General features: G+C 69.0%; 14 protein-coding genes. 10 read left to right on the top strand and 4 right to left on the bottom strand.

From position 1 onward, the window contains the following. Nucleotides 1–133: 133 nt before the first annotated feature. Genes ACZ5LB_RS00265 through ACZ5LB_RS00255 form a run of 3 tightly spaced genes read right to left on the bottom strand, consistent with a single transcriptional unit; the run spans nt 134 to nt 2249 of the window. A complete protein-coding gene (locus ACZ5LB_RS00265) occupies nt 134–931 on the bottom strand; it encodes an MqnA/MqnD/SBP family protein (RefSeq protein ID WP_464604163.1) in 798 nt (265 codons plus the stop codon). Continuing rightward, nucleotides 931–1446: a tetratricopeptide repeat protein gene (locus ACZ5LB_RS00260; RefSeq protein WP_464604162.1), complete on the bottom strand. Its 516-nt coding sequence runs from the start codon at nt 1444–1446 to the stop codon at nt 931–933. The genes ACZ5LB_RS00265 and ACZ5LB_RS00260 overlap by 1 nt, the downstream gene beginning before the upstream one ends. Before the next feature lie 50 nt (nt 1447–1496). Continuing rightward, on the bottom strand, nt 1497–2249 hold the full coding sequence (locus ACZ5LB_RS00255) for a sulfite exporter TauE/SafE family protein (RefSeq protein ID WP_464604161.1): 753 nt from the start codon (nt 2247–2249) through the stop codon (nt 1497–1499). 62 nt (nt 2250–2311) lie between these two features. Between ACZ5LB_RS00255 and ACZ5LB_RS00250 the strand changes: the two genes are divergently transcribed. The 8 genes from ACZ5LB_RS00250 to ACZ5LB_RS00215 all read left to right on the top strand — a co-directional run bounded on the left by ACZ5LB_RS00250 (nt 2312) and on the right by ACZ5LB_RS00215 (nt 10516). After that, nucleotides 2312–4165 (top strand): tetratricopeptide repeat protein, encoded by a 1854-nt coding sequence (locus ACZ5LB_RS00250; protein ID WP_464604160.1) that lies wholly within the window; start codon nt 2312–2314, stop codon nt 4163–4165. 70 nt (nt 4166–4235) lie between these two features. Then, a complete protein-coding gene (gene sufB, locus ACZ5LB_RS00245; RefSeq protein ID WP_464604159.1) occupies nt 4236–5675 on the top strand; it encodes a Fe-S cluster assembly protein SufB in 1440 nt (479 codons plus the stop codon). Between the two features lie 23 nt (nt 5676–5698). Further along, complete coding sequence (gene sufC / locus ACZ5LB_RS00240) at nt 5699–6460, top strand: Fe-S cluster assembly ATPase SufC (protein ID WP_464604158.1); 762 nt, start codon at nt 5699–5701, stop codon at nt 6458–6460. Beyond that, nucleotides 6460–7737 (top strand): Fe-S cluster assembly protein SufD, encoded by a 1278-nt coding sequence (sufD, locus tag ACZ5LB_RS00235; protein ID WP_464604157.1) that lies wholly within the window; start codon nt 6460–6462, stop codon nt 7735–7737. The genes sufC and sufD overlap by 1 nt, the downstream gene beginning before the upstream one ends. Further along, the gene (locus ACZ5LB_RS00230; RefSeq protein ID WP_464604156.1) at nt 7734–8969 is read left to right on the top strand and encodes an aminotransferase class V-fold PLP-dependent enzyme; all 1236 of its coding nucleotides are present in this window, start codon (nt 7734–7736) and stop codon (nt 8967–8969) included. The genes sufD and ACZ5LB_RS00230 overlap by 4 nt, the downstream gene beginning before the upstream one ends. Beyond that, nucleotides 8966–9415 carry a Fe-S cluster assembly sulfur transfer protein SufU gene (gene sufU / locus ACZ5LB_RS00225; RefSeq protein WP_464604155.1) on the top strand — a complete coding sequence of 150 codons (450 nt, stop codon included), beginning with the start codon at nt 8966–8968 and terminating at the stop codon, nt 9413–9415. The genes ACZ5LB_RS00230 and sufU overlap by 4 nt, the downstream gene beginning before the upstream one ends. A gap of 8 nt (nt 9416–9423) precedes the next feature. Further along, nucleotides 9424–9975: a NifU family protein gene (locus tag ACZ5LB_RS00220; protein WP_464604154.1), complete on the top strand. Its 552-nt coding sequence runs from the start codon at nt 9424–9426 to the stop codon at nt 9973–9975. A gap of 10 nt (nt 9976–9985) precedes the next feature. Further along, on the top strand, nt 9986–10516 hold the full coding sequence (locus ACZ5LB_RS00215; protein ID WP_464604153.1) for a hypothetical protein: 531 nt from the start codon (nt 9986–9988) through the stop codon (nt 10514–10516). A gap of 360 nt (nt 10517–10876) precedes the next feature. Here the strand turns inward: ACZ5LB_RS00215 and ACZ5LB_RS00210 are convergent, their stop codons facing one another. After that, nucleotides 10877–11425 carry an LOG family protein gene (locus ACZ5LB_RS00210; protein ID WP_464604152.1) on the bottom strand — a complete coding sequence of 183 codons (549 nt, stop codon included), beginning with the start codon at nt 11423–11425 and terminating at the stop codon, nt 10877–10879. Nucleotides 11426–11771: 346 nt separating this feature from the next. Here ACZ5LB_RS00210 and carA point away from each other — a divergent pair, with 346 nt between their 5' ends. Further along, entirely contained in the window at nt 11772–12854 is a 1083-nt protein-coding gene (carA, locus tag ACZ5LB_RS00205; protein WP_464604151.1) for a glutamine-hydrolyzing carbamoyl-phosphate synthase small subunit, read from the top strand. Then, a complete protein-coding gene (gene carB, locus ACZ5LB_RS00200) occupies nt 12847–16065 on the top strand; it encodes a carbamoyl-phosphate synthase large subunit (protein WP_464604150.1) in 3219 nt (1072 codons plus the stop codon). The genes carA and carB overlap by 8 nt, the downstream gene beginning before the upstream one ends. Nucleotides 16066–16122: the final 57 nt, after the last annotated feature.

Here is a 16122-nt window from a genome sequence, read left to right as displayed (position 1 = left end):
CGAACCGTACCAGCTTCGAGCCAAAACAAAAAAGTACCGAGCCATTAAGATGGCTCAAATAATACAATCAACCCGGCTCCGGGGCTAATTATTTCCATTAAGGCTTGAAAAAAGAGCGGTCCCCTGGCCGGGATCACCCCTGGATCCATTCCGCCTTCATGCCGAGGAGCAGGTCCACCGCGGCCCTTCCCCGGGGCCCGGGATCCACCGTGAAGTCGTTCACCCAGGCCCGCACGTAGCGCCCGATCATCTCGGTGTCCATGCCCCGGCCGAAGGACTGGGAATAGGCCACCGCCTCGTCGTGGCGCTCCCGCGCCAACTCGACGCTGCGGCGCATGAGGCTGGCGAAGCGGGCCTTGACGTCCCCGGGGAGGTCCTTGCGGATGGCGTTGCCGCCCATGGGCAGGGGCAGGCCGCAGTCGGCCTTCCACCAGGCGCCCAGGTCCTCCACCAGGTGGAGGCCCCGGTCCCGGAACATCAGCTGGCTTTCGTGGATGAGCAGGCCCGCCTCGAAGGCCCCCTCGGCCACGGACTCCATGATGCGGTCGAAGGGCACGAGCTCCACCTTCAGGCCCGGCATCCACCGGCGCATGGCCAGGTAGGCGCTGGTGCGCAGGCCCGGGATGGCCACGGTGACGTCCGCCAAGTCGGCCGGGGCCATGGGCTTCCGGGAGATGACCACGGGGCCCGTGCCCTCCTGGATGCTGGAACCGGCGGTGAGCAGCTGGTAGGTGGAGGCCAGCTCGGGGTAGGCCCCGAAGCTGATGGCGGTCACCTCGTACGGCGCCCCCAGGGCCTCGGCGTTGAGGGTCTCGATGTCCTTGCGCACGAACCGGAAGTCGAAGCCCTCCGTGTCCATCCACCCCAGGGCCAGGGGGGCCATCATGTAGGCGTCGTCGGAATCGGGGCTGTGGGCGATCGTGAAGGGCATCAACGGCCTCCGTGAAGGGGTGCGTGGAGCGACGCGAGCTTTTCCTTCACTCGCTCCACGGCCTTCACGGCCAGGGCGTATCCGGGGTTCTCCTGCACGGCGCTGCGGTAATGGTCCAGTGCCTGCTCCAGTTTGTCCAGGGCCTCGTACACCCGGCCCAGGTTGTAGTGGGGGTAGCAGTAGCTTTCGTACCGCTTGGCCTTGAGCGCCATGTGCAGCCAGGGGATGGTGTCCTCGAACTGGCCCAGCTCCAGGTAGTAGGCGCCGATGTCGTTGTAGGGGTTGCCGTACTCGGGATCCAGGTCGATGGCCTTGTGGCAGTCCGCGATGGCCGCGTCGAAGTCCTTCTGGAAGGACCGGGCCCAGCCCCGGTAGGTGTAGGCTTCGGGCGTTCGGTGCACGTCCAGGGACCGGGTGTACAGCTCGATGGCCCGGTCCACCTCGCCGCGCATGTGGTGCTGGTAGGCCTTGCTGACCAGTTCCATCGCCTCTTGCTTCTTGTCGTCGGTGCTCATGGAAGGCCTCGAGGGAACCCCATCATAGGACAATTCCGGCAGATGCGGACCTAACCTTGAAGGCGGAGGAGGGTCACCGCCTGCCAGAGGATGTAGCCCCCCATGGCCCCCACCACCACCCCCCCCAGCCGCAGGAGGCCGGTCCTCCAGGACTGGCGAAGCCGGGTTGCGGCCAGGCCCAGCCCCAGGAGAACCGGGAGGTTCCCCAGACCGAAGCAGACCATTCCCGCCGCCCCCATGCGCCAGGACCCGGCGTCCAGGGCCTTGAGGAGCATCATGTAGACCAGCCCGCAGGGGATGAAGCCCCAGGCCAGCCCCAGGAGGTAGGGGGCCCCGCCCCACTTGAGGCCCCGGGCCAGGAAGGACTGGAGGGGCCTGGGCATGGGGAACTCCATGAGGCTGTCGGCGCGGCGCCCCAGGGCCATGAAGAGGCCCAGGAGCAGCATGAGGAACCCGATGCCCAGCTTCACCCACACCTGCCAGGGCCAGGCCTCGGCAGCGATGAGGGCCTGGCCGTCGGGGCGGCAGCAGGCGTGCATGTCCTGCACCGACTGGAGCCGGGCGAACCCGCCCAGGAAGCCGATGGCGGCCCCCAGGACCGCGTACGTGCTCACCCGGCCCGCCTGGAACATCAGGTGCCGGGGCCACATGCGGCCCCCCTGCCGGGCCTGGGCCAGGCCGAAGGAGGCCACCACGGGCCCGCACATGCCCGCGCAGTGCCCGACCGAGCCCAGGAGCCCGGCGATCCACATGATCACGAGCCAGGGCAGGGCGTGGGACTGGTTGAGCCAGGTCTCTAGCACTTTTCACCTCTGCCGGGATTCTACAGGGGGAGGGCCGCCCCGGGTACGGCTATCCTTGGGACATGACCACTGAGAACCCTGGAACCTTCTGCCAGAACTGCTTCACCTGGAACCCGGGAGAACGGGAGATCTGCCGCAAGTGCGGCACGCGCCTCCTCATCGTGGCCGGGGACCAGACCTGGGAGGAAACCGAGGAGATGGAGGCCGAGGACGACCTCGACGAGCACCTCCTTGAGCGGATCACGGGCCTGGAGGAGACCCTGCGCCGGGTGGAGACCTACCTGGAGACCGTCTCCGACCAGATGGGGCGCCTGGAGCGCAGCGAGGTGATGCTGCGCAACGGGCTCATGTCCCTGGTGCAGGAGATGGAGCACAAGGGCCAGCTGGACGGACGCGCCTTCTCCACCCGGTGGGAACAGCTGGTGGAGGAGAACCTCCAGCTCATCAGCGCCCGGGAGCTCTTCACCCGCTACCGCGCCCGGATCCTGCCCATCGCCAAGCCCAAGGCCGCCTCGCAGCTCAAGCGCGCCCTCCTGGAGACCTCGGCCCTGCTGGACAACGGCCAGCTGCCCGAGGCCGCCACCCGCCTGGGCGAGGCCCTGGCCCTGGACCCGCGCAACTACGAACTGGTGTTCACCGTGGCCGCCCTCAAGGAGGTGGCCCAGGTGTGGGACGAGGCCGAGCAGCTGGCGCGGCGCGTGGTGCAGCTCAGCCCCCGCCACTTCGAGGGCTGGATGCTGCTCGCCAAGGTGCTCCAGGACGACCCCGCCCGGGCCGATGCGGCCATCGAGACCCTGCGCATCGCCTCCGACCTCCGCCCCGACGAGGCCGGCCCCAAGATCCAGCTGGCCGAGCTCCTCCTGGAGGAGGAGGACCTGCAGGGCGCGCTGGAAAGCTCCCAGGAGGCCGTGAACCTCCAGCGGGACGGGGAGACCCTGTGCCTCCTGGCCGAGGCCCTCCTGGCCCGGGGCGAGGCCCCCAAGGCCATCCCGCTGCTCAAGGAGGCCTCCGGCTACCTCCCCGGGGACCTGCGGGTCCGGGAGCTCCTGGCCGAGGGCTACATCCTCGCCGACGAGCGCCCCAAGGCCTTCTCCATCCTCGCCGAGCTGCTGCGCCAGCACCCCGGCGACCCCCAGCTCCTCCTGCTCCTGGACGCCGAGAACGCCGCGCAGCTGCGCAGCGCCCGGGGCGGCAAGGCCGAGGCCCGCTACCTGCTGGACGACGCCGAGGACTGGCTTTCCGAGGGCAACCTCGCCGAGGCCGAGGCCGCCCTGAAGAAGGCCCGGCGCAAGGACAAGAGCGAGCGCCTGGAGTGGCTGGAACTGAACCTGGCCTACCAGAAGGATCCCAAGGCCAACCTGGGCAAGGCCGTGCTCTTCGCCGGCAGCCCCCGCCATCCCCGGCTGTGCTTCCAGGCCCTGCGCCTGGCCCTGGACACGCTCATGGACCGCAACGACGAGAAGGGCCTCAACCAGGCCCTGGACGTCTTCTTCGGCGTCCACCCCAAGAGCAGCGGCGCCTGGGAGGCGGCCATCATCCGCCAGGCCCACCGCCTCATGAACGCCCGGATCACCGAGGCCGACCTGGCGGAGGTGCGCCGGCTCCAGGCCAATCCCCTGCCCGGCCAGGAAGCCCGGGCCCGCACCCTGCTGGGCCAGTACCTCCTGGAGCTCAAGCACCCCCGGGAAGTGGTCCAGCTTGTGGATCCGGTCATTGCAAGCGAGCCGACGATGATCAATCATTTCCAATTGGGGATGGCCCTGGCGGCCCTCAGGGAGAAGGACGAAGCCCTGGCGGTGCTACGGGACGGCCTGGACTCGGACCCGGGCGACCTGCCCGAGAGCCAGACCACCCTGCTCCGGTCCCGGATGGAAGGAATGATTCATGACCTGGAGCAGCCCGCCGGTCATCTGTGATCACGGTCAAAGGATCCGTGACAAAGTTGACAAATCTAGTCATGATTATTCGGGAAGGTTGGGTCCGGCCATGAGCACGTCACTGCAGCAGGTTACAGGTCAGGAATACAAGTACGGGTTCACCACGGACATCGAGTCCGACAGCGTGCCCCCGGGACTTGATGAGGACGTCATCAGGTTCATTTCCGCCAAGAAGGGAGAACCCGATTGGCTGCTTGAATTCCGCCTCAAGGCCTACCGCCACTGGCTGACCCTCACGGAACCGGAGTGGGCCAACGTCCACTACGAGAAGCCCGACGTGCGCAAGATCGTCTTCTATTCCGCCCCCAAGCCCAAGGTGGCCAAGCACCAGAGCATGGACGAGGTGGACCCCGAGCTCCTGCGCACCTTCGAGAAGCTGGGCGTACCCATCAACGAGCAGAAGGCCCTGGCCGGCGTGGCCGTGGACGTGGTGTTCGACAGCGTGAGCGTGACCACCACCTACAAGACCCGCCTGGCGGAGGAGGGCATCATCTTCTGCAGCTTCAGCGAGGCGGTGCGCGAGCACCCCGAGCTGGTGCGCAAGTACCTCGGCTCGGTCGTTCCCACCTCCGACAACTACTACGCCGCCCTCAATTCGGCGGTGTTCACCGACGGCTCCTTCTGCTTCATCCCCAAGGGCGTCACCTGCCCCATGGACCTCTCCACCTACTTCCGGATCAACAACAAGGAATCCGGCCAGTTCGAGCGGACCCTCATCGTGGCCGAGGAGGGCGCTTCCGTCAGCTACCTGGAGGGCTGCACCGCCCCGCAGTTCGACGTGAACCAGTTGCACGCCGCGGTGGTGGAGCTGGTGGCCCTGGACGACGCGAGCATCAAGTACAGCACCGTGCAGAACTGGTACGCGGGCGACAAGGACGGGGTGGGGGGCATCTTCAACTTCGTCACCAAGCGCGGCCTGTGCAAGGGCCGCAACGCCAAGATCAGCTGGACCCAGGTGGAGACGGGGTCGGCCATCACCTGGAAGTACCCCAGCTGCGTGCTCCTGGGCGAGAACAGCGTGGGCGAGTTCTACTCCGTGGCGCTGACCAACCACAAGCAGCAGGCCGACACCGGCACCAAGATGATCCACCTGGGCCGCAACACGCGCTCGACGATCATCTCCAAGGGCATCTCGGCCGGGGATTCCAGCAACAGCTACCGGGGCCTCGTGAAGGTCCACCCCAAGGCCGAGGGCGCCCGCAACTTCAGCCAGTGCGATTCCATGCTCATCGGCAGCCACTGCTCGGCCAACACCTTCCCCTACATCGAGGTGCAGAACGTCTCGGCCAAGGTCGAGCACGAGGCCACCACCTCGAAGATCGGCGAGGAGCAGCTCTTCTACTTCCAGCAGCGGGGCATCCCCCCCGAGGACGCCATCTCCATGATCATCAACGGCTTCTGCAAGGACGTGTTCCGGGAGCTGCCCATGGAGTTCGCCGTGGAGGCCACCCGCCTCCTGGGCCTCAAGCTCGAAGGGAGCGTCGGCTGATGAACACCCATTCGGAGACAAGCATGCTTTCCATCCGCAACCTCACCGCCCGCATCGGCGAAAACGACGTCCTCCGGGGCATCGACCTGGAGATCAAGGCCGGCGAGGTGCACGCCATCATGGGGCCCAACGGCAGCGGCAAGTCCACCCTGGGCAAGGTCCTGGCCGGCCACCCCTCGTACGAGGTCACCGGCGGCGAGGTGCTCTTCCTCGGGAAGAACCTCTTCGACCTGGCCGCCGACGAGCGCGCCCGGGCCGGCATCTTCCTGGGCTTCCAGCACCCCATCGAGGTGCCCGGGGTCTCCAACGCCTCCTTCCTGCGCCTGGCCTACAACAAGAAGGCCGAGGCCAACGGCCGCGAGGAGCTCGATCCCCTGGAGTTCGACGACTTCATCCAGGAGCGCATCAAGCTCGTGAAGATGGACCCCTCCTTCCTGGACCGCAGCCTCAACGAGGGCTTCTCCGGCGGCGAGAAGAAGCGCAACGAGATCCTCCAGATGTGCGTGCTGGAGCCGGTGCTGGCCATCCTGGACGAGCTGGACTCGGGCCTGGACATCGACGCCCTGCGGGTGCTGGGCGAGGCCGTCACGGCCCTCCAGGGCCCCGACCGGGCCCAGCTCATCATCACCCACTTCCCCCGCATCCTGGAGACCATCCAGCCCACGAAGGTGCACGTGCTCTCCGGCGGCAGGATCATCCGCACCGGCGGCAGGGAGCTCGCCGACGAGTTGGAGGAGCGGGGCTACGACTGGCTCAAGGAAGAAGCCCCCGCGGGGAGGGCGTGATGGTGGCACTGGAAGCCGCGCCCCTCGCCGCGGGCATCCTCGCGGGTCCCCGGCCCCAGGGCTGGGAGGCCCTGCGCGCCAAGGCCGAGGCGGCGCTGGACGGCCTTGATCTCCCCACCACCGGCCAGGAGGACTGGAAGTACACCGACCTGGCCCCCCTGCGCGACCTGGCGTTCGTGCCCGGCGTCGCCCAGGACGCCGACATCGCCCAGGCCATCCTCCCGGAGGCCCGCGGCTCGCGCCTGGTCTTCGTGAACGGCCACTACGCCCCCCACGCCAGCAACGTCACCAGCCTGCCCCCGGGCGTGCGGTTCCTGAACCTCGCCTGCGCCACCGAGATGGCCCGGGACCTGGGCGGTCTCGCGGGCAGCGACTTCTTCGCGGATCTGAACCTGGCCCGGTTCCGGGACGGCGCCCTGGTGGTCGTGCCCAAGGGCGTCCGGGTGGAGGCCCCCCTCCACGTGGTGTTCGTGAACCGCCAGGAGGGCGCCGAGCCCACCTTCGCCCTGCCCCGCCTGCTGGTGGTGGTGGAGCGCGGGGCCTCGGCGGTCCTGGTGGAGGAGCACCAGGGTACGGGCACCTACCTCACCAGCGCCGTGGCCGAAGTCATCGTCCGGGAGGATGCCCGCCTCACCCACGAGCGCGTCCAGCGGGAATCGGACCAGGCCTTCCACTTCTCCCACCTGGCGGCGCAGGTGGAGCGCGGCGGCAACTACGCCTGCCGCACCATCAGCTTCGGCGGGCGCCTTTCCCGCTCCACGCCCCACGTGATCATGGCCGCCGAGGGCGCCGAACTCAGCCTGGACGGCCTGGCCCTCCTGGGCGGTTCGCAGCTGTCGGACACGCACTCCTTCGTGGACCACACGGTCCCCCACTGCACCACCCGCCAGTCCCACAAGGTCATCGCCGACGATGCCTCCCGCGCCGTGTTCAACGGCCGGGTCTTCGTGCGCCCCGGCGCCCAGGGCACGGACGCCCAGCAGCAGTGCCGCGGCCTCCTCCTTTCCCCCAAGGCCCGCATCGACACCAAGCCCGAGCTGGAGATCTTCGCCGACGACGTGAAGTGCGCCCACGGCGCGGCCATCGGCCAGCTGGACCCCGAGGGCCTCTTCTACCTGCAGAGCCGGGGCATGGACCCCGCCCTGGCCCGCAACGTGCTCACCTACGCCTTCGCCGCCGACCTCCTCGCCCGCATCCCCGTGACGAGCCTGCGCCGCCAGCTGAGGCAGACCGTGCTGGCCCGCACCCAGTCCGGCACCCTCGAGGCCCTGTCATGAGCACCGTCGCCGCCCCCCTGGACCTCCAGAAGATCCGAGCGGACTTCCCCGCCCTGTGCACGCCCTTCCACGGCAAGCCCATGGTGTACCTGGACAGCGCCGTGTCCAGCCTCACCCCCCTGCCCGTCACCGAGCGCATGGCCCACTACCAGTCCTTCGAGCACACCAACGTCCACCGGGGCGTCTCGACCCTCAGCCAGGAGGCCACGGACCGCTTCGAGGAGGCCCGGGAGAAGGTTCGCGCCCTGCTGAATGCCCAGAGCGCCAAGCAGATCATCTGGACCCGGGGCACCACCGAGAGCATCAACCTGGTGGCCCAGACCTACGGCCGCCAGAATGTCCACCAGGGCGACGAGATCCTGCTGTCGGCCATGGAGCACCACTCCGACATCGTGCCCTGGCAGCTCCTGGCCGAGGAGCGCGGCGCCCGGATCCGCGTCATCCCCATGAACGACGCCGGCGAGCTCATCCTGGACGGCCTGGACGACCTCCTCACCGACCGCACCCGCATCGTGGGGGTCACCCACGTCTCCAACGTCCTGGGCACCATCAATCCCGTGAAGGAGATCATCCGCCGGGCCCACGCCAAGGGCGTCCCCGTGCTGGTGGACGGCGCCCAGGGCGTGCCGCACCTCCAGGTGGACGTGACCGACCTGGACGCCGACTTCTACGTCTTCAGCGGCCACAAGCTCTCGGGACCCACCGGCATCGGCGTCCTCTACGGCCGCAAGAGCCTGCTGGAGGCCATGCCCCCGTGGCACGGCGGCGGCAGCATGATCCTCTCGGTCACCTGGGAGGGCACCACCTTCGCCGCGGTGCCGGGCAAGTTCGAGGCGGGCACCCCCCCCATCGCCCAGGCCATCGGGCTGGGCGCGGCCATCGACTACGTCCAGGCCATCGGCCTGGACCGCATCGCCGCCCACGAGCACGACCTGCTGGCCTACGCCACGGAGCGCCTGAAGGCCATCCCCGGCCTGCGCATCATCGGCGAGGCGAAGGAGAAGGCCTCGGTCCTGTCCTTCGTCCTGGACGGCATCCACCCCCACGACATCGGCTCCATCCTGGACCACGCCGGGGTGGTCGTGCGCGCCGGCCACCACTGCGCCCAGCCCGTCATGACCCGGTTCGGCATCCCCGCCACCACCCGGGCGTCCTTCGCCTATTTCAACACCCGGGCCGACGTGGACGCCCTGGTCTCTGGCATCCTGAATGTCCAGGAGATCTTCTCGTGAGCGACCCCAGGGAGCTTTACCAGCAGGTGATCATCGAGCACAACAAGAAGCCCCGCAACTTCGGGGAACTCGAGGCCTGCACCCACCACGCCCATGGCCTGAACCCCCTTTGCGGCGACGACATCGTCCTCAAGCTGGTGGTGGAGGACGGCGTGGTGCGGGACATCCGCTTCACGGGCCACGGCTGCGCCATCTCCAAGGCCTCCAGCAGCCTCATGACCGTCAACGTCAAGGGCAAGCCCGTGGCCGAGGCCGAAATCCTGGTGGAGCAGTTCCGGGCCATGATCCGCGGCACCCTGGACACCGCCACGGACCCCAACGACCTGGGCCGCCTCAGCCTCTTCCAGGGCGTGCGGGACCTGCCCAGCCGGGTGAAGTGCGCCGTGCTGCCCTGGGCCACGCTGCACAGCGCCCTCCACGGCGAAGACATCGTCAGCACCGAATAGGACGCCCCATGCCGAAGATCGCCGAAATCGAGTACACCCCCAATCCCAACGCCGTGAAGTTCCAGCTCAAGGAGCCCGTCACGGTGGGCTTCCCCAAGGCCTTCCGGGACGCGGAGATGGCCGAGCACGACGAGCTGGCGCGGGGCCTCTTCGCCATCGGCCACGTGGTGTCGGTGTTCATGCAGGACAAGTTCATCACCGTCACCAAGGACGACGGCATCGGCTGGACCGAGCTCCTGCCCAAGCTGGCCCCCCCCATCCGCCAGGCCCCCTCGGCGTCCGGCTCCACCGCCGAGGCCCCCCACTGGGACCGCCCCGAGGTGGACGAGAACGACCCCCTCATCCAGCAGATCCGCAAGGTCCTCACCTCCACCATCCTTCCCGCCCTGGCCGCCGACGGCGGCGGCCTGGACATCGTGGGCCGCCACGAGAAGCAGGTGATGATCCGCTACCTGGGCGCCTGCGGGTCCTGCCCGTCGGGGCTCACGGGCACGCTCATGGCCATCGAGGGGATCCTCCGCAAGGAAGTGGACCCGGAGATCGTGGTCATCACCGTCTGAAGACGGTTCCATGACCGCAGGCAGACGCGAACGGCAACTTCAGAAACGCAGGGAGCTCCTGGACCGCGCCCTGGCCGCCCTGGACTCCGGCGGCCCCGCGGAGGTGCGTTCCCAGGCCGACCTGGAGGCCATCCTCTTCCACGACCATGCCGACCTGGTGCGGGGCCTGGCCGAGGTGCTGGACCGCGCGGGCCTCGTGGAGGCCTTCCAGGCCCTGGCCCGGCACCTGGAGGAGGACGGCGGGCCCTGGCTGCGCCGCCTGGAGCGCATCGAAGCCGACCCCGCCCTGCGGGCCCGGCGCGCCGAGCTGGACCGGGACTACCTGGAGGTCCTGTCGGGTCACTTTCGCCGGTGGGGCGCCGCGGGCCCCCAAGGCGAGCGGACGTCCGATCTGGAGGCCACCCTCGCCCTGGCCGCGCTGCATGGCGCCCAACGGCTTTGGGTCAAAGGCCGTGGCCGCCCGGTTCTGCCGGTGCTGGTGGACGAGGCCCTGGCGGTGCTGTGGCCGGCCCTCTACGCCCACGCCAGGCGGCACAGCTAGGCCGCGGGATCAACAGGAACCCGCCTGAAGTCTGCGGCTGCCGACCTGTTGCCCGGTGAATCCGCCAAACCCCTTCGAAGTGCCTATCGCCGAGGCGCCGGGGAAACCGAGGATCGCCGAAAAAAGAAGATCCTTTTTCGGCGATCCTCGGCGTCTTCGGCGCCTCGGCGATGGGCTTTTCGTTTCGACCTGCCTCGATGACGGGAACATCACGGCCTTCGACCACCCGTCCCAAGCCCCTTTCCAAGAGCAGGCCAGAGTGAGTGTGGGTCGAGGCCTTCACGCTGTTCCGTGAAGACCCGAAAAAATAGATCTTCATCACCGGGCTGATTGGCTAAAACAGGGTGTCCTGGCGACGGGCTATTGCGGGGATAGGCGATCCAGGAGACGGTCCGGGTCGGCCTCGCAGGGCAGCCCGGCCAGACCGTCCCCGTGCAGGAAGCCGTGGGCCTCCACCTGGCCCAGGAAGGCCATCAGGCCATCCCAGAAGCCGTCGCTGTTGAGGAGCCCCACGGGCTTGGCGTGGATGCCCAGCTGGGCCCAGGTGAGCACCTCGAAGAGTTCGTCCAGGGTGCCGAAGCCCCCGGGCAGGGCCAGGAAGGCGCCGGAGAGCTGGACCATGCGGGCCTTCCGGCTATGCATGTCCTCGGTGATGATCAGCTCCGTCAGGCTCCGGTGGGCCTTCTCCCGGGCCACCAGGGCCCGGGGCATGACGCCGGTGACCCTGCCGCCGCCCTGGAGCACGGCGTCGGCCAGGGTGCCCATGAGGCCGCAGTGGGCGCCGCCGTACACCAGGCCGAGGTTCCGGCGGGCCATGGCCCGCCCCAGGGCCGCCGCCGCCTCCAGGTGGCGGGGGTTGGTGCCGGAATTGGAGCCGGCGAAGACGCAGAGGGTTCGAGGGGTGTCCATGGCTTCCATGGTCGCGTACGGCGCGGATCCTTGCACCCGGACGCGGAAGGGGATGGAAGGTAATTTTTTGTCGAAGCCAAAAAACTATTTAATCATTTTTGGACTCAAAATTCCGAAACCCGCCGCCCCACGGCCAAGGCCACGATTCCCCTTCATTCTCAATGTCATTGGCCCGCCGCCGACCCCGGAGCCAACCCCTTGCATTCAGGAAAGACAGGATCATTATCGCCCGGAAAACCGCCCGTATTCAAGTCTGTTTATCGAGACCGGTTCGCACTAATCTCGACAGAATGCCGGAACGAAGGGGTCATGAGATCCCGGCCCCAAGGCAGCGTGAGGAGACCCCATGCTCGCGCACCTGATCCTGAAGGATGGAGAGTGCTTCAGAGGCGACGCCCCCCTCGGCCGGGGCGGGAGCGGCGAGGTGGTGTTCACCACCGCCATGGCCGGCTACCAGGAGATCCTCACCGACCCCAGCTTCGCCGGGCAGATGGTCTGCATGACCTTTCCCGAGCAGGGGATCTACGGCGTCCACGGCGGCCTGGACGAGGCCCCACGGCCCTGGGCGGCCGGGTTCATCTGCCGGCGCCTGACTCCTCAGCCCGACCACGCGGGGGCCGAGGGGGACCTGGCCGGCTGGCTCAAGCGCCACCGGATCCCCGTGATCACCGACGTGGACACCCGCGCCCTCACCCAGCACGTGCGGGACCGGGGCGCGCAGCCCGGCCTCATCTGGACCGAGGCGGACGGATCCCTGGCCGCGGGCGTCGCGGCGGCCTCCCACCTTCCGGACATGTCCGGCCAAGCCCTGGCGGGCGAGGTGAGCTGCGCCCAGCGGTACGAACTCCTGCGGCCCGGCGCGAGGTTCCGGGTGGCGGTGCTGGACGGCGGCATCAAGGCCTCCATCCTCACCCAGCTCGCCGCCTCGGGCCTCGACCTGGAGGTGTTCCCCTGGGACACCCCGGCCTCGGAACTCACCGCGGCCCGCTTCCACGGGCTCTTCCTCAGCAACGGCCCCGGCGATCCCGCGGCGCTGCCCGGCATGCGCCGGGAGGTGGAGGCCTGCATCGGGCGCCTGCCCATCTTCGGGATCTGCCTGGGGCACCAGCTCCTGGGCCAGGCCTTCGGGGGCAGCACCTTCAAGCTGAAGTTCGGCCACCGGGGCGCGAACCAGCCGGTGCTGGACCTGGCCACCCGCCGCGTGGAGATCACCGCCCAGAACCACGGGTTCGCCGTGGATGAAGCGACCCTGCCCCCGGAAATCGAGGTGACCCACCGCCACCTCTCCGACGACACCGTCGAGGGCCTCCGGCACCGCACGCTCCCCATCTTCAGCATCCAGCACCACCCGGAGGCCTCCCCGGGACCCCACGACGCCCGCGGGGCCTTCGGCAGGTTCATCCGCATGATGGAGGACCACCATGCCTAGGAACCCCGAGATCACCTCCGTCCTGGTGCTGGGCGCCGGCCCCATCCAGATCGGCCAGGCCTGCGAGTTCGACTATTCCGGCACCCAGGCCCTCAAGGCCCTGGCGGAGGAGGGCGTGCGCACCATCCTGCTGAACTCCAACCCTGCCAGCATCATGACGGACCCCCAGCGCGCCTCCGCCACCTACCTGGAGCCCCTGAACCTGGCGGTGCTGGAAAAGGTCATCGAGCGGGAGCGGCCTTCGGCCCTGCTGCCCACCGTGGGGGGCCAGACCGCCCTGAACCTGGCCATGGAGGCCCACAAGGCCGGCCTCCTGGCGCGCCACGGCGTGCGGCTCATCGGCGCCCAGCCCGCGGCCATCGACCGCGGCGAGGACCGGGAGCAGTTCAAGGCCCTCATGGACGAGCTGGGCCTGGAGACCTGCCGGGGCGGCTTCGCCCACTCCATGGAGGAGGCCCGGGCCCTGGCCAAGCTCACCGGCTTCCCGGCCATCCTGCGCCCTTCCTTCACCCTGGGGGGATCGGGCGGCGGCATCGCCTACAATGTGGACGATTTCGAGGCCATCGCCCAGCGGGGCCTGGACCTCAGCCCCATCCACCAGGTGCTCGTGGAGGAGAGCATCCTGGGCTGGAAGGAGTTCGAGCTGGAGGTGGTGCGGGACCTGGACGACAACGTGGAGATCATCTGCGGCATCGAGAACCTGGACCCCATGGGCATCCACACGGGCGACAGCATCACCGTGGCCCCCATCCTCACCCTCACGGACCCCGAGTACCAGCGCATGCGCGAGGCCGCCAAGGCCGTCATCCGGGGCGTGGGGGTGGAGACCGGCGGCAGCAACATCCAGTTCGCCCTGGATCCCGCCTCGGGCCGGATGATCGTCATCGAGATGAACCCCCGCGTGTCGCGCTCCTCGGCCCTGGCCAGCAAGGCCACGGGCTTCCCCATCGCCTGGGTGGCCACCAAGCTGGCCCTGGGCTACCGGCTCTGGGAGCTGCCCAACGTCATCACGGCGCGCACCAAGGCGGCCTTCGAGCCGGTGCTGGACTACGTGGTGGTCAAGGTGCCGCGCTTCACCTTCGAGAAGTTCCCCGAGACCGAGCCGGTGCTGGGCATCCAGATGAAGAGCGTGGGCGAGACCATGGCCATCGGGCGCAGTTTCCAGGAGGCGCTGCAGAAGGCCCTGCGCAGCCTGGAGGAGGGCCACCTGGGCCTCGCCGGGGCCCTGGACGGCAAGCTGGACCTTTCCCGGCTCAAGGAGCATCTCCTGACCCCGGGTCCCCAGCGCATCTTCTGGATCTACCAGGCCCTTCGCGCGGGCCATTCCGTCGAGGAACTGCACCGCCTCACCTGCGTCTCGGCCTGGTTCCTGCGGGAGATGGAGGAGATCGTCGTGCTGGAGGGGCGCCTGCGGGGCTTCCCCCTGGAGCGGCTCCCCCGCGAGCTCCTGGAGAAGGGCAAGCGCGCCGGGTTCACCGACGCCCAGATCGCAGCCTTCTGCGGCGCATCCGAGGCCGGCGTGGCCGCCCAGCGCGAGGCCATGGGCCTGCGGCGCGCCGTCAAGCGCATCGACACCTGCGCAGGCGAATTCCAGGCCGAGACGCCCTACCTCTACCAGACCTGGGAGGAGCGCAGCGAGGCCCCCCCCACGGACCGCCCCAAGGCCATCGTCCTGGGCAGCGGCCCCAACCGCATCGGGCAGGGCGTGGAGTTCGACTGCTGCTGCGTGCAGGCGGTGGAGGCCATCCGGGCCAAGGGGGTGGAGGCCATCCTCGTGAACTGCAACCCCGAGACCGTGAGCACCGACTTCGACATCTCCGACCGCCTCTACTTCGAGCCCCTGGTCTTCGAGGACGTGAAGGCCGTGGTGGACCGGGAGGGCGCCGGCGGCCAGCTCCTGGGGGTCTTCACCCAGTTCGGCGGCCAGACCCCGCTCAAGCTCGCCCAGAAGCTGGAGGCCGCGGGCGTGCCGCTCCTGGGCACCGCCCACAAGGCCATCTTCGACGCCGAGGACCGGAACCGCTTCGGCGAGGTGCTCCGGAAGCTGGACATCCCCGCCGCCCCCTGGGGCATGGCCTCCAACGCCGCCCAGGCCCTCGCCGTGGCCGAGACGCTCCACTACCCCGTCATGGTCCGCCCCAGCTTCGTGCTGGGCGGCCGCGCCATGGCCATCGTCTTCGACGACGCGGGCCTGGAGAAGTACATGCGCGAAGCCACCCTGGTGAGCGAGGACCGCCCGGTGCTCATCGACCGCTACCTGGAGAACGCCCAGGAGCTGGACGTGGACCTGGTGTGCGACGGGGAGGACGCCGTCGTCGCGGGCGTCATGGCGCACATCGAGGAGGCCGGGGTGCATTCCGGCGACTCCTACGCGGTCTTCCCGCCCCTGGGCGTGCCCGAGGAGACCCTGGAAAGGGTCAAGGCCATGAGCCGCGCCCTGGCCTTCGAGCTGGGGGTGCGGGGCCTCCTGAACCTCCAGTGGGCCATCAAGGACGGCCTCCCTCACTGCCTGGAGGCCAACCCCAGGGCCAGCCGCACCGTGCCCTTCATCTCCAAGGCCACCGGCGTGAACTGGGCCGGCGTGGCCGCCCGGATCGGGCTGGGCGAGTCGCTGCGCGAGCAGGGCGTCCAGGACGGCCGGGCCCTGGCCGTGGCCGTCAAGGGCGTGGTGTTCCCCTTCGCCAAGTTCCCGGGCGTGGACCCGGTGCTCGGCCCCGAGATGCGCTCCACGGGCGAAGTGATGGGCGTGGGCGCCACCTTCGGCGAAGCCTACGCCAAGGCCCTCCAGGCCGCCAACATGGTGCTGCCCCTGTCCGGCACGGTGTTTCTCAGCATCAGCGACCAGGACAAGCCCCAGCTCCCCGAGCTGGTCAGGCGCCTGGCCGGCCTGGGCTTCGGCCTGTGCGCCACCGACGGCACGGCCCGCGCCCTCGAGGCCGAGGGCTACCGCGTCCGCCGCATCCACAAGGTGAACGAGGGCCGCCCCAACGCCGTGGACCTCCTGAAGAACGGCGAGATCCAGTGGGTGGTCAACACGCCCCACGGCAAGAACGCCTTCGCCGACGAGGACAGCATCCGGCGCCAGTCGCTGCGCCTGAAGATCCCCTGCGTCACCAACATGAGCGCCGCGCTGGCCGCGTGCGAGGCGGTGGAGACCCTGCGGGGCGAGGTACGGGTGCGCAACCTGCAGGAGCTGGGAACCCGGGTCTAGGGCAGGCCGATCCGAATGGCGGAACCGCATCCTCCGAACCTTTGGTTGAGGTAACTC

It is taken from the genome of Mesoterricola sp. MK458, from assembly GCF_055384935.1.
Note: the sequence above shows the minus strand (reverse complement) of the source record. Positions and strands in the feature narration are given on the sequence as shown.

What these genes read in the sequence shown, in the direction of transcription:
- ACZ5LB_RS00265 (WP_464604163.1), bottom strand. Translation starts at nt 931, where the DNA reads ATGCCCTTCACGATCGCCCACAGCCCCGATTCCGACGACGCCTACATG.
- ACZ5LB_RS00260 (WP_464604162.1), bottom strand. Translation starts at nt 1,446, where the DNA reads ATGAGCACCGACGACAAGAAGCAAGAGGCGATGGAACTGGTCAGCAAG.
- ACZ5LB_RS00250 (WP_464604160.1), top strand. Translation starts at nt 2,312, where the DNA reads ATGACCACTGAGAACCCTGGAACCTTCTGCCAGAACTGCTTCACCTGG.
- sufB (WP_464604159.1), top strand. Translation starts at nt 4,236, where the DNA reads ATGAGCACGTCACTGCAGCAGGTTACAGGTCAGGAATACAAGTACGGG.
- sufC (WP_464604158.1), top strand. Translation starts at nt 5,699, where the DNA reads ATGCTTTCCATCCGCAACCTCACCGCCCGCATCGGCGAAAACGACGTC.
- sufD (WP_464604157.1), top strand. Translation starts at nt 6,460, where the DNA reads ATGGTGGCACTGGAAGCCGCGCCCCTCGCCGCGGGCATCCTCGCGGGT.
- ACZ5LB_RS00230 (WP_464604156.1), top strand. Translation starts at nt 7,734, where the DNA reads ATGAGCACCGTCGCCGCCCCCCTGGACCTCCAGAAGATCCGAGCGGAC.
- ACZ5LB_RS00220 (WP_464604154.1), top strand. Translation starts at nt 9,424, where the DNA reads ATGCCGAAGATCGCCGAAATCGAGTACACCCCCAATCCCAACGCCGTG.
- ACZ5LB_RS00215 (WP_464604153.1), top strand. Translation starts at nt 9,986, where the DNA reads ATGACCGCAGGCAGACGCGAACGGCAACTTCAGAAACGCAGGGAGCTC.
- ACZ5LB_RS00210 (WP_464604152.1), bottom strand. Translation starts at nt 11,425, where the DNA reads ATGGACACCCCTCGAACCCTCTGCGTCTTCGCCGGCTCCAATTCCGGC.
- carA (WP_464604151.1), top strand. Translation starts at nt 11,772, where the DNA reads ATGCTCGCGCACCTGATCCTGAAGGATGGAGAGTGCTTCAGAGGCGAC.
- carB (WP_464604150.1), top strand. Translation starts at nt 12,847, where the DNA reads ATGCCTAGGAACCCCGAGATCACCTCCGTCCTGGTGCTGGGCGCCGGC.